This is a genomic window from Chitinophaga sp. CF418 (assembly GCF_900142925.1).
Classification (GTDB): Bacteria; Bacteroidota; Bacteroidia; order Chitinophagales; family Chitinophagaceae; genus Chitinophaga.
In genome coordinates this window covers 407,820-427,475 of record NZ_FRCN01000006.1, presented here as the reverse complement: position 1 = coordinate 427,475, position 19,656 = coordinate 407,820, and the positions used below count along the sequence as shown (strand labels likewise).

19 protein-coding genes are annotated in these 19,656 nt (G+C 46.4%); 16 read left to right on the top strand and 3 right to left on the bottom strand.

Going from position 1 to position 19,656, the window contains the following annotated elements:
- Positions 1-8: 8 nt before the first annotated feature.
- Positions 9-1,019, bottom strand: a complete 1,011-nt coding sequence (locus F3I09_RS15810; RefSeq protein ID WP_149696004.1) for a hypothetical protein — start codon at positions 1,017-1,019, stop codon at positions 9-11.
- Between the two features lie 263 nt (positions 1,020-1,282).
- Here F3I09_RS15810 and F3I09_RS15805 point away from each other — a divergent pair, with 263 nt between their 5' ends.
- From F3I09_RS15805 to F3I09_RS15795, 3 genes are all read left to right on the top strand, one after another.
- A complete protein-coding gene (locus F3I09_RS15805; RefSeq protein WP_149696003.1) occupies positions 1,283-2,341 on the top strand; it encodes a sensor histidine kinase in 1,059 nt (352 codons plus the stop codon).
- On the top strand, positions 2,338-3,063 hold the full coding sequence (locus tag F3I09_RS15800) for a LytTR family DNA-binding domain-containing protein (RefSeq protein WP_149696002.1): 726 nt from the start codon (positions 2,338-2,340) through the stop codon (positions 3,061-3,063). Before F3I09_RS15805 ends, F3I09_RS15800 begins: the two co-directional genes overlap by 4 nt.
- A gap of 64 nt (positions 3,064-3,127) precedes the next feature.
- Entirely contained in the window at positions 3,128-3,508 is a 381-nt protein-coding gene (locus F3I09_RS15795; RefSeq protein WP_149696001.1) for a VOC family protein, read from the top strand.
- Positions 3,509-3,876: 368 nt separating this feature from the next.
- Here F3I09_RS15795 and F3I09_RS15790 read toward each other — a convergent pair whose 3' ends face one another.
- Entirely contained in the window at positions 3,877-4,332 is a 456-nt protein-coding gene (locus tag F3I09_RS15790; protein ID WP_149696000.1) for a PepSY-like domain-containing protein, read from the bottom strand.
- A 173-nt stretch (positions 4,333-4,505) separates the two neighbouring features.
- Between F3I09_RS15790 and F3I09_RS15785 the strand changes: the two genes are divergently transcribed.
- Entirely contained in the window at positions 4,506-4,805 is a 300-nt protein-coding gene (locus tag F3I09_RS15785) for a hypothetical protein (RefSeq protein ID WP_149695999.1), read from the top strand.
- 508 nt (positions 4,806-5,313) lie between these two features.
- Here F3I09_RS15785 and F3I09_RS15780 read toward each other — a convergent pair.
- Positions 5,314-7,449 (bottom strand): glycosyl hydrolase family 18 protein, encoded by a 2,136-nt coding sequence (locus F3I09_RS15780; protein ID WP_149695998.1) that lies wholly within the window; start codon positions 7,447-7,449, stop codon positions 5,314-5,316.
- A gap of 340 nt (positions 7,450-7,789) precedes the next feature.
- Between F3I09_RS15780 and F3I09_RS15775 the strand changes: the two genes are divergently transcribed.
- The 12 genes from F3I09_RS15775 to F3I09_RS15725 all read left to right on the top strand — a co-directional run bounded on the left by F3I09_RS15775 (position 7,790) and on the right by F3I09_RS15725 (position 19,649).
- Positions 7,790-8,362 carry a DUF4255 domain-containing protein gene (locus tag F3I09_RS15775; RefSeq protein WP_149695997.1) on the top strand — a complete coding sequence of 191 codons (573 nt, stop codon included), beginning with the start codon at positions 7,790-7,792 and terminating at the stop codon, positions 8,360-8,362.
- 119 nt (positions 8,363-8,481) lie between these two features.
- On the top strand, positions 8,482-9,189 hold the full coding sequence (locus tag F3I09_RS15770) for a hypothetical protein (protein ID WP_149695996.1): 708 nt from the start codon (positions 8,482-8,484) through the stop codon (positions 9,187-9,189).
- Between the two features lie 18 nt (positions 9,190-9,207).
- Positions 9,208-10,710: a phage tail sheath C-terminal domain-containing protein gene (locus tag F3I09_RS15765; RefSeq protein WP_149695995.1), complete on the top strand. Its 1,503-nt coding sequence runs from the start codon at positions 9,208-9,210 to the stop codon at positions 10,708-10,710.
- 93 nt (positions 10,711-10,803) lie between these two features.
- Positions 10,804-11,217: a phage tail protein gene (locus F3I09_RS15760; RefSeq protein ID WP_255479693.1), complete on the top strand. Its 414-nt coding sequence runs from the start codon at positions 10,804-10,806 to the stop codon at positions 11,215-11,217.
- A gap of 23 nt (positions 11,218-11,240) precedes the next feature.
- The gene (locus tag F3I09_RS15755; RefSeq protein ID WP_188133828.1) at positions 11,241-11,663 is read left to right on the top strand and encodes a phage tail protein; all 423 of its coding nucleotides are present in this window, start codon (positions 11,241-11,243) and stop codon (positions 11,661-11,663) included.
- 6 nt (positions 11,664-11,669) lie between these two features.
- Positions 11,670-11,840 carry a DUF5908 family protein gene (locus F3I09_RS34065; protein WP_188133827.1) on the top strand — a complete coding sequence of 57 codons (171 nt, stop codon included), beginning with the start codon at positions 11,670-11,672 and terminating at the stop codon, positions 11,838-11,840.
- Between the two features lie 2 nt (positions 11,841-11,842).
- A complete protein-coding gene (locus F3I09_RS15750) occupies positions 11,843-12,511 on the top strand; it encodes a LysM peptidoglycan-binding domain-containing protein (protein WP_149695993.1) in 669 nt (222 codons plus the stop codon).
- Complete coding sequence (gene vgrG / locus F3I09_RS15745; RefSeq protein ID WP_149695992.1) at positions 12,511-14,325, top strand: type VI secretion system tip protein VgrG; 1,815 nt, start codon at positions 12,511-12,513, stop codon at positions 14,323-14,325. Before F3I09_RS15750 ends, vgrG begins: the two co-directional genes overlap by 1 nt.
- A gap of 12 nt (positions 14,326-14,337) precedes the next feature.
- Positions 14,338-14,640 carry a PAAR domain-containing protein gene (locus tag F3I09_RS15740; RefSeq protein ID WP_149695991.1) on the top strand — a complete coding sequence of 101 codons (303 nt, stop codon included), beginning with the start codon at positions 14,338-14,340 and terminating at the stop codon, positions 14,638-14,640.
- Between the two features lie 11 nt (positions 14,641-14,651).
- Positions 14,652-15,080: a GPW/gp25 family protein gene (locus tag F3I09_RS15735; RefSeq protein ID WP_149695990.1), complete on the top strand. Its 429-nt coding sequence runs from the start codon at positions 14,652-14,654 to the stop codon at positions 15,078-15,080.
- Positions 15,081-15,092: 12 nt separating this feature from the next.
- Positions 15,093-18,857, top strand: coding sequence for a hypothetical protein (locus F3I09_RS15730; protein WP_149695989.1), 3,765 nt, complete (start codon positions 15,093-15,095; stop codon positions 18,855-18,857).
- Positions 18,858-18,863: 6 nt separating this feature from the next.
- Positions 18,864-19,649, top strand: coding sequence for a hypothetical protein (locus tag F3I09_RS15725; protein WP_149695988.1), 786 nt, complete (start codon positions 18,864-18,866; stop codon positions 19,647-19,649).
- Positions 19,650-19,656 lie beyond the last annotated feature (7 nt).

Here is a 19,656-nt window from a genome sequence, read left to right as displayed (position 1 = left end):
ATTACATCTTATTTTTTTGCTCCCAGCAGTGTAAATGGATTGAACGATACGCCTATGTTAAAATAGAAAGTCGGGTCCGGAGTGATTTCATATACCGGGTCTCCAAATGAATCTTCTTTTCTGAATATCCGTCCCGAGGTAGTCATTTTCATGCCGGTTTTTACGGTAAGCAAAAGATACTTTGTCAGAATATGCTCATATACCAATCCCGAATTAAGATCTAATTGTCTGTACTCGTACTTTTGAGATGTGCTGTCTAAATTATACAGATAAAAGGAGGTTCTATCGATCTCCGAACCCACGGATAGCCTTCCACTAGAGCCCACCAGTTTTCTGAGATACAGATATCTGGGGAAGGCAACATCCGCACTGAAACCATTACTGAATTTATGCTCGTACGCAACAGTGGGCATGAAAGGCGTCTGTGCACTCGGGTCGATATTAACGAGCATTCCCACGATCAATTTGGTGCGCTGGTTGGACTTCAGTATCATGGAGGCGGTCACTAATCCTTTCACCCTTTCGAAATATCGCTCACTACCATCCACTAAAAGGCTGGAAGTATAGATCGTCCGTTTATTGAACAGTTTGGAAAAATAGGTGAAGTTGACAGATGAATAGAGATAATGGAGCTCATCGTTAACGTTTTTAATACCTCCTTCAGGTCGGGTAATATCTGCTTCTATGGACGTTCGCCTGTAGCCCGCAGCAAGCCCCAGCATCCAGGTCTTTCTTTTTATAAAGTTGTAATTCGCACTCAGTTTCAGCTGCGTAAAACCGGTCACTTTACTCTCCGGTAAAGATTTTCCCAGCTGCTCTGAGGTGAAATTGTACGGAGCTGAATAAGTAAACTCGGCATTCAGCGGGCGGGTAACGGCAAACTTGTCAGCGGCGTAAGTTTCTACACGTTTAGACATATTCACGCTATCCTTTGTTCCCGTTTGGTTCTGCGAAAAACATTCTACTGACAAGATCAGCATGCCGGATACTGATACTACTAATTTCTGTTTAATGTCCATATGCTATTTTTAAATCCAGTTTATAGATGAGGTAAGTTGGCTGCAATCAGTATCTGGCACAGATCAGATATTGAATAATGCAGAACAAAGGAAGGGATAATACGAAACCGTTTTTCCGTTTTTATACCAAATGGTTTACATTTTATACCAAAGTTTCCATGCGAAATATTTGGTATAACAGAGAAGGGGTTTCGTATAATTTCCCGCCGCCACGGCATATAATCGCTTTATCTTTACACCGGGTTTAATGCCTGTTTAGTATTATGAAGCATAAGCATGATGATACAATCATACGACTGATTATTGACGACCGGTACAGGCTGTTACGTCATGCCATGGTAGTGTTCGGCATCCTGGCGATGATTTCCTTTACTAATGAGATTCGGGGATCACTGACGGACAAATACCCCAGATTAATATATGTGTCTGTCTTCTTAATAATCATGTGCTATGTCAATATGAATGTACTGGTCCCGCGGTTTTTCTTCAAGGGGCGGTATGTGCTTTACCTGGCGCTTTTATTGTTAGTGGTCCTGATCGGCCGTACGGCAATGTCCTATTTATTGAGCTGGTACGACGGTATTCCAATGACTGCCCGGCGCAACAACGGGGATAAATTAGGCATATATGAAGGAACGATCATCCTGATCGCTGTTGTACTGGTCACCACCATGATAAAACTCTTTCAGCGATGGATGAGGGATAATGAGAGAATGGCCGAGCTACGGAACCTTACTTTGACAATGGAGTTGAATGAACTGCGGAACCAGATCAATCCGCACTTCCTCTTTAATATGCTGAATGGTATTAAAGCCCTGATCCGCAAAGACCCGGAGAAAGCCACCCTTGTGATCATGAAATTGTCTGAGTTCCTCCGTTACCAGCTGTATGAGAACAATACTGAAAAGACCTTGCTCCGGTCAGAGATCAATTTCTTATCCAACTTCCTGTCCCTGGAAAAGCTCCGGCGAGATAACCTTTCCATTAATATCTGTAGCGAAACTCCTCCGCGGATACTCAATTGGGTGTCTTTACCTCCCAACCTGTTCACCACCTTTCTGGAGAACGCGGTAAAACACAGCGTGGATATCAGCGGCGCAGAATCGTACATCAATGTAGCAATAGAGATTAAAGAAGATAAACTTTACTTCAGCTGTACTAATTCAAAAGACCCTGAATTCAAGGCTTCAGACAAAAGGAATAGCGGATTAGGACTTGCCAATATTAAAAGACGGCTTGAATTGTTATACGGCGACAGCTACAACCTTGAGATCACGGCTGAAGATAAAGAACATAATGTCAAATTAACTATACCCATATGAGATGCGTTATTGTAGATGATGAACCACTGGCAAGGGAAGAAATGCAGGAACTGATCAAAGAGGTATCCCAGATGGAAGTAGTGGGCGTATTCTCCAATGCCCTCACGGCCATGGAGTTCCTGAAAGCAAATGAGGCAGACCTCATTTTCCTGGATATCGAAATGCCGATGGTAACAGGACTGGAATTTGCTGCACAGCTACCGAAGCAGATCCTGACTATTTTTACGACTGCTTATCCGCAGTATGCTTTCAGAAGCTATGAACTGGATGCCATAGACTATCTGCTGAAGCCAATAGATAAGGCCCGGCTGGAAAAAGCGATCAGTAAAGCAGAGGCATACAGAAGACTGCTTTCAGACGAGACGGAAAAGAACATCGTCCAGTCTAATACAAGTGATTTTTTGATTATTAAATCAGAGCGCAGGTTTCACCGGCTCAACTTCAGCGATATCAGGTATGTGGAAGGGCTGAAAGATTATGTGGTGATATATACAGGTAATCAGAAGCTGATTACGGCCATGAATCTGAAAACCATCCATCAGAAGATGCCACAACATCTTTTCATACGGGTTAGTAAGTCGTATGTAGTGAACATAGACTATATAGATTCATTTGACCATCGCAATGTCTATGTGGGTGAATCTGAAATTCCAATAGGGGAAGTGTATAAAAGGGACTTCTTTAAGATATATTCGGGAGGTTCTCTTAATCCGGAGGAATAAGCATACCTCCTGAAAGATCGTATATTTATACGCAGATATACATGGTCAATTAAAATAAATGCATATGGTAATTAGCAGACTTGATCATCTGGTACTGACGGTAGCAGATATCGATGTGACCTGTTCATTCTATTCGGATGTGTTAGGTATGCGTGTTGTTGAATTTGCAAATGGAAGGAAAGCCCTGCAATTTGGCAGCCAGAAAATAAACCTGCATCAAAAAGGGAAGGAGTTTGAACCCAAAGCGTCTGTTCCGGTACCAGGTTCCGCTGACCTGTGCTTCATCGCAGATACATCCGTCGAAACAGTATTAGCGGAATTGAAGGATAAAGGAGTTAATATAGTCAGCGGGATTGTTGAAAGGACGGGGGCAACAGGCCCGATTCTATCTGTCTATTTACGCGATCCGGACATGAATTTAATTGAAATAAGTAACTATAAGTAGGAGGAGGCGCGCAATACCGGGTGCCTGTTATTGAGATGACCTTTCAGAAAACCTAGCTGGTAGCAGGGCAGGAGGTGTCTGATGTTTTATATCTCTGTCAGTGTTTTTATCTAAAGCGCTCCCGGTGCACTTCAGTAGGCTTTTTGTCCGTTTCAGCCGGATAGTCCCTACAGGTAATACCAAAACAAAAGATCTTAGCATTCTAATGTAGTAAAGTTTACGGAATGACAGTTAAAAGTTGTAGGTTTAACCAGCGCCGGGATGTTTATCCCGGCTGTCACTTTTTGAAACAAATGATTCCCAGGGATAAATAAAAAAGCAGCCGCCCGGATACCGGAACGGCTGCTTTCTATTTATACGCTGAATGGTTATTGCTTCTTCTTCCCGTCTTTTTTATCTTTATCCAGCTCGTTTTTCAGCACCTTGCCATCTGCCGCAAAGGTCACGTCTCTTTTCTCAGTGTCTTTCTTCAGCTCCAGCTTGTAAGTAACTTCCGTGCCGGCAGTATGCTTGTCTGCATCATGTATTTTATAGCCGGCAAACTGTTGCTGAACAGCCTGTTTTACCAAACCAGGCAGATCTGCGTCTTTGATATCTTCCTTCTGTTTTACCAGCTTGCCTGTGGCATCGTACCAGACATCGTGCTTTTCAAACTCAGCCTTGTACTGGTTGTCCTTCATTTTCCATTTAACACCTGTAGCCTTGGGATACTGTTGCTGGAAGCTTTTTGTAACTGCGGCAGGTACGTTTACCGGCTGATCAGCTTTCTGCGCGTAGGCGCTAATGGCAGTTCCCATTAAAAGAAATAAAATAAGATGTTTCATGAATTCGGTTTTTAAATGAAGACATAAATTTACGGAAAGTATCAGGATCCGGGAAAAAATCGGGTATATGGACAACAAATTCCGTGAAACCAGACAGGAGAATTAATATCCGACCCGGATTGCCAGCTTATCCGTACCTTTGTGGCATCGTTTCCCCGCTATAATTCACTGTTATGATCCAGTTCCGTGCAATAAGAAGGACGCTCGTTCCGGACAATACCATGGCCGACTACATCCATAATCTGCCTAACAGGTACAACAATTCAAAAGCAGAGAGAATAGCTGCTTACCTCACCAATCAGTTCGGTAATGAGTCCTGCAGCCATCATCCTAGCCACATGGTAGAAATGAATGTTGAATCCAGATCTGAGGAGGGAGAGCTGGTCCTTTATAGTTACAGCAAACCATGCTGTGATACTTTTACGAAGCGTATTAAGGCAATCATCACTAAGACAAAAGAGATGTTCCCCTGAGTTTGTTGCAGTTTTGCCTGGCGTTTGTCGCAGTTGGCTTGTCGCTTGTCGCGGTTTGCCTGGTGCTTGTCGCGGTTGGCTTGTCGCTTGTCGCGGTTTCAGGTGGGACCCCGGGCTGTATCCCTTTTCGCGGTCCTTTCTATTTAGCTTTGTCAGTCGTGTTGGGCTGTTGGAGATGTATTGAACCCCTGTCAAGCGTAGCAGCACGCTCAAAGGGATAAGGCCCTTGGGTCTCCACCTGAAACCTCCTCAGTAAGGGCCCTCCAATTGAATGCGCGGCGCTTATCTTTTATTAAGTTAATTATTAAGAGAATTACTTGAAGCATTACGTGTATTGCTTCAGGCATTGAGTGTATTGCTTCAAGCATTAGAGTGTATTGCTTCAGGTATTGAATGTATTACTTGAAGCATTACGTGTATCGCTTCAGGCATTGAGTGTATTGCTTCAAGCATTAAAGTGTATTGCTTCAGGTATTAAGTGTATTGCTTTAAGTATTAAGAGCCTTACTTAAGGCTTGTCATTCTTTGACAGCAAAGGCCGTATCAGTATGCGCATGATCAGCATGCCAAGCAGCAATCCTATGGTAAAGATCAAGAGGAGATCCAGCATGGGAATGGTCACGCATTTCGATTTGGCATCGGCACCACCTGCAGAAGCATGAGTAATACCAAACGGAACATCCCTGTTCAGGAAAAGGGTCACAATACCGAAGAAGGCAGTGACCAGGATGATGGCTATCAGTATGCGTAATACTACTTTTCTCCATGGCCACTCCGTACCTGTCATGCGTACATTATATGCATAGAAAATGGCAAGCAGTAATGCACAGATAAAGAAGAACAGGGTAACGTAGGCAAAGAAACTGTCATCCCTGTCTTTTTCTGCCTCCAGCTGACAGGGGTCAGTAAACAGTAGTTTCAGGGTCAGCATTTCATGGTTGACCTTTTTGACCATTCTGGTCCACCAGGATTCGCTCACTATTACAGGTGGTCCGAGTTTTATGGTATCTGTAAAGGTGGTATCTATACTGATGAACTTATATCCCAGTTCATCCCATAGTTCTCCATAACCATCGTCTGCTCCCAGGGGCCAGATAGCGACGCCTCCTAATCCGTTGTTTAATATATAATCATATTTAACGTCCAGGGTGTTCTCATCATCGAACCATATTTCTGAGGTTACTTCACCGTTGGCATCTTTTTCTTCTACATAGGCGGCTACGGCATCTTCATCATATATGACGGAAGTATCTCCGGGATACTTATTTTTGATCTCACTGAAAGGGACATACCGGGTGAAAATATCCTTTCCGCCGGTAGGGCTTTTTTTCCATTGCGTACCATAATAGGACAGGAGCAGTATGAACTTCGAGGGTGCAATCTGCAGATTCAGGAAACGGGACATTACCGGTTCGATAGCACGGCGGGCATCTCCTTTCATAGGAGCTAATGCGCCGGCACGGGTACCGCTTGCTTTTGTAAAGTCTATGAGAAAATGGTCAGTTAGCGGATCGAGTGTTCTCAGATCATAGGCAGACTGATCGTCGTAAGATGGTATTGTAACCGCGATATAATATTTCTGCTGACTGTTATGCTGGAAATAATTGGAGAGTAAAGTCACAAAACGGGAGAAGGCATCTCTTCTCTTAGCAGTTAGTTGACTGAACCAAATATTTATACCGTCTGCCTGGTAGTGTTGTAATAAAGGTAACAGTGAATCAATGCAACGGAACTGGGCATCTTCATCTTTCAGGAGCTCTTCAATATGAGCAGGATCATTTTCATAATAAGTGAACATCCTGTTTTTACCGGCCGATGCAGCCAGGTTGAACATGTTCAGGGGAGCGGGAGGAATGTCTTTTGCCTTAATATCTTTTTCAGTAGTATAGCCGTAGAAGCTGATCGCACTCAGGGCAGTGAAGTTGTACTGGAGATATTTGTCGTTCATCCAATAGGGATGAATACCTAGTACTTCTGCTTTATGGCCCAGGGTAATTGTATATGTTGTTCCCAATGTATCGCTGAGTCGTAAGGTATCTATCTTGCCTGGAGGACGTCCATACAATGCACGGACCGCCTGCAATTGCTTCTGTTGTGCTTCACTGTTCCTTTCCTCTTTTTCCTTTTGCTGTAAAATAGGAATGATCTTGCTGATGAGGGAGGCGACATCTGTTTCCGGTACCGGTGCAGGTGGAACTACCGGCGTCTCATCTGGTGGCAGCAGGGTGTCTTTTGCCTGGCTGGCAATAATACCGTTAATAAGTGCACGCAGGGAATCAAAGTGCTGGTTCTGCTGTAAGGACAACTCTGCGTTCAGCTTTTTAATGTCTTCGGCAGTAGCCACCATAGAGTCTGCCATGACAGTCCTGATGATAGTGATCACACGCTGTTGTTCCCTTGCCCTTGCATTTTTAGTGAACTTTAAAGCGGCAATGATCTTTTGCAATAGTTTAACTTTCCCGGTTGTATCTTTTTGAAAAGTTGGTAGGGTAATAGTCTTTAATCCGCTGCCTGTATCATACGGAGATAAATATACGCTGTTGGGAGATGAATATACGCTGCTGGCGTGAACATCGTTTTTAAGAAACAAAAAGATAATAAGGATAAAAAAGAAACCGGCAAGGGTCCTGACTAGGGAATACATAAACTGTAAAATTTACGGAAACAACTTGGAGGCAAGAGTAATAATAATAATTAATAAAAAATAGGTAAATATTCATTTAAATAAAAATTTGATTAATTTCATTTAACTACTATCTTGTGCCGTATATGAAAATCTTAGTTCTTTAGAGTTACCTAATACCTTGATTTTCGTTGAATAAACACAACTAATTAAAGAGGACAAAGAAGCCGATAGATAAGTTTTATATACAACATAACATCGTAAACTAGCCACTGCAGAGCATTGTGCAACGCCAGTTTTACTGAGTACTTCCTGAGAAGACATAACACGCCAGAGTACTTCCTGAGAAAATAATAGCCATATGATTTACGAAACCCTATCATGCATCACTGAAGTGATTAATCAACACTTTGGCCGGCAGTTGCATGTCAACGAGGAAAAAGTAGTGCTGTCCGGAATTGTAAATCAGGATGGTAGTATTGCTATACAGGGAGAGAATAAAGTACTTGTAACGCTGATCAACATTGAGAAAGAAGCGATGGGGAAAGGTGTGCCCGGTAATAATTCGGGGATGATGCAGGCCAGATCTATGCCTCCGGTTTGCATTAATCTCTACATATTGTTTTCGGCATACTTCAATGGAAACAACTATGCGGAAGCATTGCGTTTCATCTCCTTCGTCATGGCTTTCTTTCAGTCGCACAATGTATTCACTCCGGCCGATACACCATCGCTTGACCGGCGGATAGACAAGCTGGTATTTGAAATGGAAAGTATGGGCACGGAGCGTTTGAACAATGTATGGGCTACACTTGGCGCCAAGTATATGCCTTCCGTTGTATACAAAATGCGTATGCTAACATTTGACGACAGTATCATCAGGGAATACAGACCTTCCGTGTCAGGCATTACTACAAACGATAAACTTCTGTAAACTGAATTACAGTAATGGGATTTGATTTGCTGACGGAAATTTATTTCCGCCACGGTTTTTTCGCTGACAATTGTTTAAGGAATATTCGCGTGCTTCTGCCACAACATACTGCAACAGACATGCGACGTTATGATTTAATCTTCCGCAGATTGCCGGACAGGATCGTATTGCTTTTCAACAACAGCAGTACGGATCCGCGAACGCAATTATTGCGGGAGCAGCTTACGTTAGAATTTGACCTGCAATTGTCAGACCCGCACTTTTATAACTACACGGGTCTGCCTCAGACAGACATTCCCGGTAGTATATTATTATTCAGCAATGCTGAAGGACATGCGCCAGGCAGGTTGCATAAAGAGGATGTTGTCACTGCCAGTGAGGTGGTGGCGTTTGAACATCAGGGTACTGCTGTCTCCGTCAGACCATTCGGCCGGATCGTGCTGCAGTTGAAGCCTGACTTGTCCAGCAGCTATGAGATCAGTTTCGCCGCGAGGACTACCCGCTGGTGTTATTTTCTGATGAGCGCAAATCTTGCTGCGCTATCGGAACCGGCTATCATTGACACCAGCAACAGCACTCATTTTACAGGGCCCCAGGCAGTAACACTTCCTGATGGCGCGCGCGCCAGTGTGTTTGTTTCGGAAGAAACGATCGCACTGGCGCAAAGACCTTTACACACATTTCAACTGGTGGAATCTGTTGGGATTGGCGGCATGCACAGGACCGTTATTCCAGCGCTTCCATCGCCTGACATCCAAACTATTTCAGCTGCGGGCATACCAGGATATGACCGCACACAAGCTTATTCTGAAATCTTTTTATACTAATCTCAAACCCGTACAGCTATGGCTTCAACACTCATGACACCGGGCGTTTACATAGAAGAAAAGAACGCCTTCCCCAGTTCTGCCGTTGCCGTCGAAACAGCAGTCCCTGTCTTTATCGGCTACACAGAAAAGGCCGAGCGGTTTGGTAAATCACTACTGAATAAACCAACCCGTGTTACCTCTTTCGCGGAGTTCGTAGAGCTCTTCGGCGCAGGCTTCCGTGCAAAGTTCAGCATTGCTGATCCGGCAGCAGATTACAAAGGAGAAACATTCATCGTGAACGGCGCTCCGAAGGTAGTGACGATCATGCCTAAGAACACTTTCTACCTTTACAACAGTATCCGCCTGTTCTACGCGAATGGTGGCGCTAACTGTTACATCGTTTCCGTAGGTACCTATGGCGGTAAGGCTGAAGGCCTGGAAATCGCCCTGGATGATTTTACCGGTTCGGATACCAAGCCCGATATCCTGCTTGGACTGGAGAAGGAGTTTGAACCTACCCTGGTGGTTATCCCCGACATCATCGCACTGGGTGAAGGCGCCTACAACACCATGTATACAAAGGTGCTGACCCATTGTGCGAAAACACAGAGCCGCTTTGGTCTCTTCGATCTGGCGAAACAAGGTGCTACTGATACTACAGATGCTATCGTTGCCGCTTTCCGCGACAAGATCGGTATCAATGCACTGAACTATGGCGCGGCTTATTATCCCTGGCTGAAAACTGCTATCGTACAGGCCAACGAGATCGATTTTGAAAACATCGATCCGGCTGTTGACCTGGCAACTGTGCTGCCTGAAACACAAGCACAGCAGGTAGTAGCTGCCTACAAGGCGATCGCAACTCCCGATGCCAACGCGAAAAAGAACTTCCACCAGTCTCTCAAAGCTTCCAGCCCTGTTTATAACAGCATCCTGGAAGAGATCAGGTCTAACCTGAACGAACTGCCACCAAGCGGCGCTATGGCTGGTATCTACACGATGGTAGACAGCACCCGCGGCGTTTGGAAAGCTCCGGCTAACGTGTCTGTGAGTATGGTGAACGCTCCTTCCGTAAACATCTCTCACGACGAACAGAAACAACTGAACGTAGATGTAATGGCTGGTAAATCCATCAACGTGATCCGTCCTTTCCCTGGTATCGGTACGCTGGTATGGGGTGGCCGTACACTGGATGGTAACAGTCAGGACTGGCGTTATGTGAACGTACGCCGTACGCTCATCATGATCGAGCAGTCTATCAAACTCGCGGCACGTACCTACGTATTCGAGCCTAACGATGCTACCACCTGGGTAACCGTAAAATCCATGATCGACAACTTCCTGAACAACCTGTGGAAACAGGGCGCACTGGCAGGAGCTGCTCCTGAACAGGCTTACGACGTACAGCTGGGCCTTGGTTCTACCATGACGCCTCAGGACATCCTCGATGGTAAAATGCTGATCACCGTTAGAGTAGCGATCGTTAGACCTGCGGAGTTCATCGTGATCACATTCCAGCAGATGATGCAGCAATCTTAACACACAACGACTAATTCACCCTATTATCTTACTCATTAAAAGCTTACAACTATGCCAGATGACGGATCTACCCAAGCCCAAACCACATGGCCTTTGGTCAAATTTTCCTTCAAGGTCATGTGGGACGGCGCTGAACTGATATTCCAGGAAGTAACCGGTTTATCATCAGAAACGCAGATTATTGAATACCGCGGCGGCAGCAGCCCTGTATATTCGACAGTAAAAATGCCCGGTATTCAGAAGTTTTCCAACGTTACCCTGAAGAAAGGCATCTTCAAGGGCGATAAGGCGCTGTGGGACAAATACAAGGGCATCACGATGAACACTTACAAGCGTGTCAATATCGTAGTGAGCCTCCTGGACGAAAAACAGGATATCGCTATGAGCTGGACGCTGAAGAATGCCTTCCCAAGCAAGATCACGGTAACAGACATGAAATCGGACGCTAACGAAATAGCCGTTGAGACTATGGAAGTAGCGCACGAAGGTTTAACCATCAGCGAATAAGGCGTATGGATCCCGGATATCCAATGACAGGCTTTCATTACAAGGTGAACTTTATCAATTACATGGGTAAGGAAGAAGGGAATTTCCAGGAGGTGAGCGGCATTTCCGTTAACATAGCCACAGAACCAGTAAAGGAAGGGGGAGAGAATCAGTTTGTTTACAAACTGCCTTCCCCTCCTCAATATAGCAACCTGGTGCTGAAGCGTGGCTTGTTGGTCGGCTCTGTCGTTACCGATTGGGTAAGGACTACCTTATCCACCTTTAAATTCAAGCCTACAACCGTTGTGGTCATGCTGCTGGATGAGCTCCACAAGCCCATCTACGTCTGGAAGTTCTATGGCGTCTATCCTGTAAAGATGGAAGTCTCAGGCCTCAAGGCGAAAGAAGGGGAAATTGCGATAGAGACCCTGGAGCTGGCCTACAAGTATTTTGAAAAGTTTAATTGATAAGCGATGCCACTTGAAGTAAGAGAATTGGTGATCAAGGTGACCGTTTCTACCGATACGGGCAAATCTGCCACGGCGCTGCCTGATGAGAAAACGCTGCGTCAGTGGAAGGAAGGTATTATCAGGGAATGTGTGGACAAGATCCTGGGCAGGATGAAAACTGAAGCCGACAGATAGCTATGGGAGAGATCAAGAAATTACAGATAGCAGCTTATGCGGATGCGGCCTGCGTTGACAAGCTCCTGAGCAAGATCAGCGCCATGATCAACCCGAGTACTTATTCCCTGACTTACAAAGCGGAATACGGATCGCCGGATGAAACGAATGCGTCTGACCCTACCATGGTCTTTACAGGAATGGGCGACTCAGACCTGAACCTCGATCTGCTGGTGGATGGCACCGGTATTATTCCGATACCCGACGGCCAGACGGTAGACGGTTATATAGACAGCTTGCGTGACGTGATGTTTTCCTACCAGGGAGATAAACACAGGCCTAATTTCCTGAAGATCTCCTGGGGCAATTTTGTGTACAGGGGCGTGTGTACGAGCATTACGACCAACTACAAATTGTTTAATCCGGATGGTTCTGCTTTAAGGGCGGAAGTAAAGCTGGTGATAGCAAAATCACTTGACTTTAAGACGAAGAAACAAAAGTCGAAGAAGGCCTCGCCCGACATGACGCATATCCGTACTGTAAAAGCCGGAGATACATTGCCCATAATGGCTTACCGCATTTATGGCGATCCTTCCTATTATATGGAAGTAGCCAGGATCAACGGACTGAGTAGTGTACATGCCATCAGGCCGGGAGATGAACTGTATTTTCCACCTTTAAAGAAAGCGTAATGTCGGCTCCAAGTGTTACTAATATAACAGATCCTACACTCCGGTTCACCCTGACTGTAAACGGCAATGCCCTCCAGGAGAAATTCGGCGTGGTGTCCGTCAATATTTCGCATGAGATCAATAAGATCTCTTATGCGGAGATCGTATTTGTGGAAGGCACCGGCGATATCGGGGAAGGTGGCGACGGAGGTGAGTTCCCTTCCAGCGAAAGTGCTGACCTGGTACCTGGTAACAACATCTCGATCACTGCCGGTTATGGAGAGGACACTGAGCAATCTGTGTTCAAAGGTGTGATCATTAAACAGGCATTGCGCATCAGCAGTGCTAAACTATTCCAGGTGGTGGTGACCTGTAAGCATGAAGCCGTGAAGATGACGCTGAACCAGAAAGAGGCAGAGTTTTCCGACGCGACTGACAGCGACACGATACAGAAAATCGTGGGTACCTATGGTCTCTCTGTTACGGTAGACGCTACCAGTGCCCAGCAGGAAGTGTTGTTCCAGAAGTCTGCTACTGACTGGGATTTTATCCTGGCCAGGGCGGCTTATAATGGTTACATCACAGTACTGGGTGATGATATGATCACCATTGGTAAACCGCAGTTCACCAACGCCGCTGTATTGGCGGTGGGTTACGGGGACGGGATGATCTCTTTTGACGCAGAGCTGAATGCGGAAAAGCAGCCGCCTACGTTGGAAGCGGCAGCCTGGGACCCACAAACGCTGGCCCTGATCACATCAAGTGCAACAGAACCGAGCCTGAATACACACGGTAATCTCACGGCCAAATCATTCTCAGAAAAGCTGTCGCAAACGCAGCTGAAGCTCATTTCCAGCACCCCGCTGCCACAGGCAGACCTGAAGTCGTGGGCAGACAGCACCTTGCTGCGCCTGCGTATGAATGCTATGAAAGGGACTGTTTCCTTCATCGGCAGCGCGCTTGCCAAACCGGGAAAAGTACTGGAACTGTCGGGCGTTGGAGAACGCTTCAATGGGAACGCCTTTATCGTAGCGGTACGGCATGTCATGGAGGAAGGACTATGGACCACCACTGTACGCTTTGGTGCACCCGACAAGCCCATTTTTGAAAAGGAGCAGTTCTCCTATACACCTGCCAATGGCCAGATGCCCGCTATACATGGTTTGCAGCTGGCAAAGGTGGTGAAGATCTCTGAAGATCCTGCCTCCCAGTATCGTATACAGGTAAAGCCTGCGTCCAATGCCGCTGACCAGAAAGGGATCTGGGCACGGCTGGCCAGTTATTATGCTACTTCTGCTGCCGGGTCGGTATTTTGTCCGGAGGTAGGCGATGAAGTGGTACTAGGCTTCCTGGAAAGTGATCCGCGTTACCCTGTTGTACTGGGTTCTTTATTCAGCAAGAGTAATGTGCCGCCGCTCACACAGGCTGACGAGAAGAACAATGTAAAAGCATTGTATACCCGTAGCAAACTGCAGCTGAACTTTGATGATGACAAGAAGATCATCAAGATCACGACGCCCGGCAATAATACGATCACGCTGAGCGACGACGGAAAATCCATCGAAATAAAAGATCAGAACAATAACAGCGTTAAACTGGATAGCAGTGGTATTACACTGGATACGCCGAAGGATATTACACTAAAGGCAACGGGTAATATCAATCTGCAGGCGACTGGTAAAGTATCGATGCAGGCTACGCAGGACATGGAGCTGAAGGGCATGAACATCAACCAGACAGCCCAGATGGGCTTTACGGCGAAAGGAACTGCTACAGCGGAAGTATCCGCTTCCGGTCAGACAGTGATCAAGGGCGCTATGGTAATGATCAATTAAAACACTAATGAAATGGGAGCACCCGCAGCAAGACTAACTGATATGCACACCTGTCCCATGCAGACGCCGGGATTACCACCTATACCACATGTAGGCGGCCCTGTTATAGGTCCCGGTGTACCCACAGTGCTGATAGGCAAGATGCCTGCAGCAGTAATGGGCGATATGTGTGTATGCGTAGGTCCGCCGGATTCAATCATAAAAGGTTCTGCCACGGTGATGATAGGCGGCAAGCCTGCAGCCCGTATGGGCGACAGTACTGCCCATGGCGGTAGTATTGTGCTGGGTTGCCCGACGGTATTAATTGGCGGTTAAAAACAAGATAAATGGCGATCAATTCATTTCTGGGTACCGGATGGGCATTCCCTCCGGCATTCGACAAAGCAGGCAGCAGTGCGGTAATGAGCCACAACGTTGCCGATATAGAAGAGAGCATCCGCATCATACTGGGTACTGTACCCGGAGAAAGAATGATGGAGCCTAAGTTCGGATGCAATCTTCACCGGCTGGTTTTTGAGAAAGTGGACAGTGAAATGATTACAGAGATCAGCGATCTTATTGAACATGCATTACTGGACTTCGAGCCGAGAGTAAATTTCGAAAGCCTCGACGTACTATTGCGTGATGATGTACATGGTACCCTTCATTTACAAATACACTATACTATTATAACTACCAACACCAGGCATAACATGGTCTACCCCTTCTATTTCCTGGAAGGCACCAATATCGTGTCTCCCAACCTTTTGCCTTAGCGTGTACGTGCTATGAATAAATTATTCGATTATATGAGGGATGGCGTCAGTCAGACGGAGCGAAAACTGGAAGCGCTGTTGCCATCCTATGTGAAGATTGATGAACGCAGCAAGGAAGACCTGTTATTATTTCTGTCGAACCTGTCTTCGCAGTTCAACTATTTTAACTTTCAACATGAGATTGAGGGCGACTGGAAAGATTTTATCCAGGCGGATGTCCTCATCATGATCATTGCTATTTCACGCCTGGATTTCACCTCCTGGCAGCAACAGCAACAGGAGATCGCGCAGATACTCGATGCGGCAGATAATGATGCACAATTACAACCACCATTAACAGATCTTTTTAACCTCATTTACGGTATTGCCATACAACTGGCCAGTCATTTACAACAGCTGAAGAAAGCCGATCTGCAGGGGCTTACCTGGATCTATACAGATCAGCTGCAGGACAGCCTGGAACTCGACGTACTCCATGCACTGCAGTTTGAGAGAGCGGCAGCAGGACTCTTCAGGAATGTACGTTATTTCCGTTCGGCCGCTATTACAAAAGAGTTACAGATACTCTTTCCAAGGCTCATCAACAGACAGAACGAAGCCGGACCTGTTTTTCTCGGCTATCAGTCGCTCAACGAAATTTATAATAACCTCCGTTCAAAATATTACCAGGTCACCACAGCCGCACAGGCTTACCTGAAAAGGAGGCCTGATGTCATGGAGCATCATCCGCATATAGGATTGCTGATGGCGTTCACGCAGCTCTACAGTCATTTACAGCATAAAGTAAACGGCCTTACCGGCCAGCATCTGTCGTATTATTACAGGAACGTGCTGGGTATACAGCAAAGACCGGCGGTGCCCGACAAGGTGCATGTGTTTGTAGACACCATGCCGCAAAGCATGCCGGTGGCAGTCAGAAAAGGTACGCCGATGATCGTGGACCCCGGCAATGGCGCTGCTCCTGTTACTTACCGCCTGGACCAGGATCTGAACGCGAGCCAGACAAGGCTGCGTGCATTGCAGTCGGTGTATGTGAACAGCTATAAACAGATATCGGCCAATAATCCGCAGCAGTCAGATATTATAGAACAGCAGGTATATACAGCGATCCATAAGGTAACCGTGCCGGCAGATCATTTACCGGGTGCATTACCGGTAGCGCCCTGGCCTTTGCTGGGAGAAGCACAGCAGGACCTGCCCCTGGATCAGCGGACGATGAAGGAGACAGACATGGGGCTGATCATTGCATCTCCCTTATTCTATCTGACGGAGGGGCGTCGCACTGTGGAGATTTCATTATACTGTGAGGCCGCTTCCTTTGAAAGGCTACTGGCCTATGTCAGGAACTTTGCCGCAGTGACAGGCAAAAAGGAAGCGCTGGTGATGAATGATCTCTTATCATCAGCCCTCATCATTTCATATACAACAGCAGAAGGCTGGTATACGGTGGCGAAACACAGTATACGTTGTGCACCGCCCGAATGCGGGCCCAATTGTCTCGTGATCAGTATCACCTACGACGCGAATGCACCTGCGGCGGCACTCTATAATCCTGTTGTGCATCATGGTGAATACCAGACCACCCTGCCATTGATAAAGCTGCTGTTGAACAACAACAGCTTTCATCATCCTTACTCATACCTGCCTTTACTGCGGCTGGAAAGGGTGGCCATTCGTGCGAATGTGAAAGGTTACCGGTCTGTAAGATTATTTAATAATGCCGGACCACTCAGTCCTGCGAATCCTTTCCAGCTGTTTGGCGCCCAGCCGGCTGTCGGCTCTTTCCTGGATATCAAGGACAGTAATATATTCAATACCTATACAAAAGCATTCCGCTTCAAAATAGAATGGCTGGAGCTGCCGCATATGGACAATGGCTTTAACGCCTATTATGACGCCTATGACGCGGGTATGCTCAATGACTCATTCAAAACGGGTATCAGTACTTACGAGGATGGACAATTCCAGCCGGAAAGGAATAAGCAGCAGTTATTGAATTTATTCGATACCTACCGCGATGAGGAAGGCCGTCTGATACTTTCCGATACCGTAACACTAAAAGACCTCGATCTGAAAAAGATCCGTTTCCATAATAAGCCATTGCTGGATAAGGAGCCATTTGTAACAGATGGTTTTTATACCGATGGGGCAGTACGACTGGAACTGGCGGGCCCACAGGAGGCATTTGGCCATAAACTGTACCTGCGCTTATTCCCGGAGGTGGCAACACATAATGCCGGCAGATGGAGCAAGAAAAGGCCTATTCCCAATATACCCTATACGCCGCTGGTGAAATCTATCATGGTGGATTATATACTGGAGCAGGCAGAGATCATGAAACCGGAGAAGGCCAATGATACAGAACAGGCATTGCAATTATTCCATTTGTATCCCTATGGTCACAGGCAGGCATATCCTTCTCCCTTTAAGGACGATTTTGCGCTCCTGCCATCTTTTGATGATAAGGCCAGCCTGTACCTGGGCTTCGATCAGATGTCGCCGCAGGAGGATATTTCCCTCTTGTTCCAGATGGATGAGAAGTTTTACAAATATACGACGGTGACAAAGTCTCCGAAGTTACACTGGAGCTATCTCTATAATGACCGCTGGGTGCCGTTCAACAATGATCAGATACAGACAGATACTACCCAGCTATTTATCAGCAGTGGCATCATCAGCATGCGGACACCGTCTATGGATTGCTATGGCAATACCCGGCTGGATAAACAGCTGCAATGGATAAGATTGTCTGCAACCGAGGAAATGCAGATAACACCGATGGTAAAAGGTGTGTTCGTGAATGCCGCGCTTGCCGTACGGGACCAGGCAGATACCGCTGCAGGTACTACGTTACCTCCTGTGTCGATCAAGTCATTACAACAGGAAGTAAGAGGTATTCAGCGTATATGGCAGTTGTTCCCATCCTTTGGTGGCAGGCCGGCAGAAACATCCGAAGAATATTACCTGCGCGTCAGTGAACGCTTACGTCATAAGAAGCGCCCGACATCCAGTATTGACCTCATACAGCTGGTGCTGGAAGCATTCCCTGAAGTGCTGATCGTGAAATGTGTGAAGGGGATCACTTTTTCAGATGTGCAGCTGGTAATAGTGCCCAAACCACCGGAAGGCGGGATGTACGACAGCGAAGAGCCGTTGATGGACATTGCTACCATGTATCGTATCAACGAGTTTGTGAAAGCTTTGCTGCCTCCTTATGTAAAGGTTACGATGCACCATCCTGAGTATGAGCGACTCAAGATCATCTGTGATGTGGGTTTTGTAAAGGGGACCAGCAGTATCGACAGGAATTATTACCTGATAAAATTACAGGATGACATCCGTCATTATATGACGCCGTGGCTGTACGACAACCAGACAGACGTTAAGATGGGTGGTATACTGTATACAGCAGATATCCTGAATTATATCAAAAAGCTGCCTTATATCGCTTATGTAACCGGGTTTTCTATTGTACATTTTTTCGCAGAAAGAGATGCCGATGGTAAGCCTATACACTGTATGCTGGACACAGCTGTCAGTAATATGGACTATGTCAGGGCCTCTACATCTGAAGCCATACTGATCCCGGCATTACATCACTCTATCAGGGTGCTGGACGACTGGGAATACCGCGATCCGGAGCCTATAGGCATCAGTAATGTCATTACCGGCGAAGAGATGATCATCGGGCAGCATGAAAGGACCAGTTACCGGGAGGATGACGACTCCCATTACGCAGAAGGAGAATTTATCTCACTCACCATACAACCCAAATAAAGGACTATGGCTACGAAAAACAACACAAAGATTTACGGCAGAGAGGAGCTGAAGGAGCATTTCCGGAATGGAAAGCTGCCTACGGAACATCACTTTGCCCATCTGATAGACTCCACCATCAATAAACAGGAGGACGGTTTCTCGAAAGATGAGGAGAATGGTATGCTGGTAGCAGCGCTGGGAGCTTCCAAAAGGTTTGTTTCCTTCTACCGCACCAACGATGACCTGGAGCCTTTTTTCCTGATGGAGAAAGACGAACGGGAGAACCCGGGTTTCCGGATGGGCGCCAATCCTGACACTAACCAGGAAGTACCAACGGATGAAAAGAATTTCTATTTCCATCTGAACGGCAATATGGGGGTTGGCAAAAAATGCAATCCCTGCTATAAAATGGATGTTGCCGGTTTTATAGCGATGGAAGGCCGTGTTGGTACTTACATGATGGGCAAGGTGCCGGCAGATGGCAGGTGGCATTCCATCATCAGCGGGCTGGATAACTGTCATGCATATGAAATAATGGCGAGGACCGGTAAACGTAATTCGGGCCGCTTTGCTATTATTCATGCTATTGCAGTTGCCGCATTCGGCAGATCGCGTGGCAGCATACGCCGTACCACCGCACATTATGGTTTCTTCTGGAACAGGCTGAGACTGAGGTGGAAAGGCAGCACACATAACTATGATCTGCAATTGCGTACCAACAGTAATTACGGACCGGATGTAGACATCTATTACCGCATTATGCGTTTATGGGATGATACTTCATTCATGCCGGAGGAATATTATCACTAAGCATCGT

What these genes read in the sequence shown, in the direction of transcription:
- F3I09_RS15810 (WP_149696004.1), bottom strand. Translation starts at nt 1,019, where the DNA reads ATGGACATTAAACAGAAATTAGTAGTATCAGTATCCGGCATGCTGATC.
- F3I09_RS15805 (WP_149696003.1), top strand. Translation starts at nt 1,283, where the DNA reads ATGAAGCATAAGCATGATGATACAATCATACGACTGATTATTGACGAC.
- F3I09_RS15800 (WP_149696002.1), top strand. Translation starts at nt 2,338, where the DNA reads ATGAGATGCGTTATTGTAGATGATGAACCACTGGCAAGGGAAGAAATG.
- F3I09_RS15795 (WP_149696001.1), top strand. Translation starts at nt 3,128, where the DNA reads ATGGTAATTAGCAGACTTGATCATCTGGTACTGACGGTAGCAGATATC.
- F3I09_RS15790 (WP_149696000.1), bottom strand. Translation starts at nt 4,332, where the DNA reads ATGAAACATCTTATTTTATTTCTTTTAATGGGAACTGCCATTAGCGCC.
- F3I09_RS15785 (WP_149695999.1), top strand. Translation starts at nt 4,506, where the DNA reads ATGATCCAGTTCCGTGCAATAAGAAGGACGCTCGTTCCGGACAATACC.
- F3I09_RS15780 (WP_149695998.1), bottom strand. Translation starts at nt 7,449, where the DNA reads ATGTATTCCCTAGTCAGGACCCTTGCCGGTTTCTTTTTTATCCTTATT.
- F3I09_RS15775 (WP_149695997.1), top strand. Translation starts at nt 7,790, where the DNA reads ATGATTTACGAAACCCTATCATGCATCACTGAAGTGATTAATCAACAC.
- F3I09_RS15770 (WP_149695996.1), top strand. Translation starts at nt 8,482, where the DNA reads ATGCGACGTTATGATTTAATCTTCCGCAGATTGCCGGACAGGATCGTA.
- F3I09_RS15765 (WP_149695995.1), top strand. Translation starts at nt 9,208, where the DNA reads ATGGCTTCAACACTCATGACACCGGGCGTTTACATAGAAGAAAAGAAC.
- F3I09_RS15755 (WP_188133828.1), top strand. Translation starts at nt 11,241, where the DNA reads ATGACAGGCTTTCATTACAAGGTGAACTTTATCAATTACATGGGTAAG.
- F3I09_RS34065 (WP_188133827.1), top strand. Translation starts at nt 11,670, where the DNA reads ATGCCACTTGAAGTAAGAGAATTGGTGATCAAGGTGACCGTTTCTACC.
- F3I09_RS15750 (WP_149695993.1), top strand. Translation starts at nt 11,843, where the DNA reads ATGGGAGAGATCAAGAAATTACAGATAGCAGCTTATGCGGATGCGGCC.
- vgrG (WP_149695992.1), top strand. Translation starts at nt 12,511, where the DNA reads ATGTCGGCTCCAAGTGTTACTAATATAACAGATCCTACACTCCGGTTC.
- F3I09_RS15740 (WP_149695991.1), top strand. Translation starts at nt 14,338, where the DNA reads ATGGGAGCACCCGCAGCAAGACTAACTGATATGCACACCTGTCCCATG.
- F3I09_RS15735 (WP_149695990.1), top strand. Translation starts at nt 14,652, where the DNA reads ATGGCGATCAATTCATTTCTGGGTACCGGATGGGCATTCCCTCCGGCA.
- F3I09_RS15730 (WP_149695989.1), top strand. Translation starts at nt 15,093, where the DNA reads ATGAATAAATTATTCGATTATATGAGGGATGGCGTCAGTCAGACGGAG.
- F3I09_RS15725 (WP_149695988.1), top strand. Translation starts at nt 18,864, where the DNA reads ATGGCTACGAAAAACAACACAAAGATTTACGGCAGAGAGGAGCTGAAG.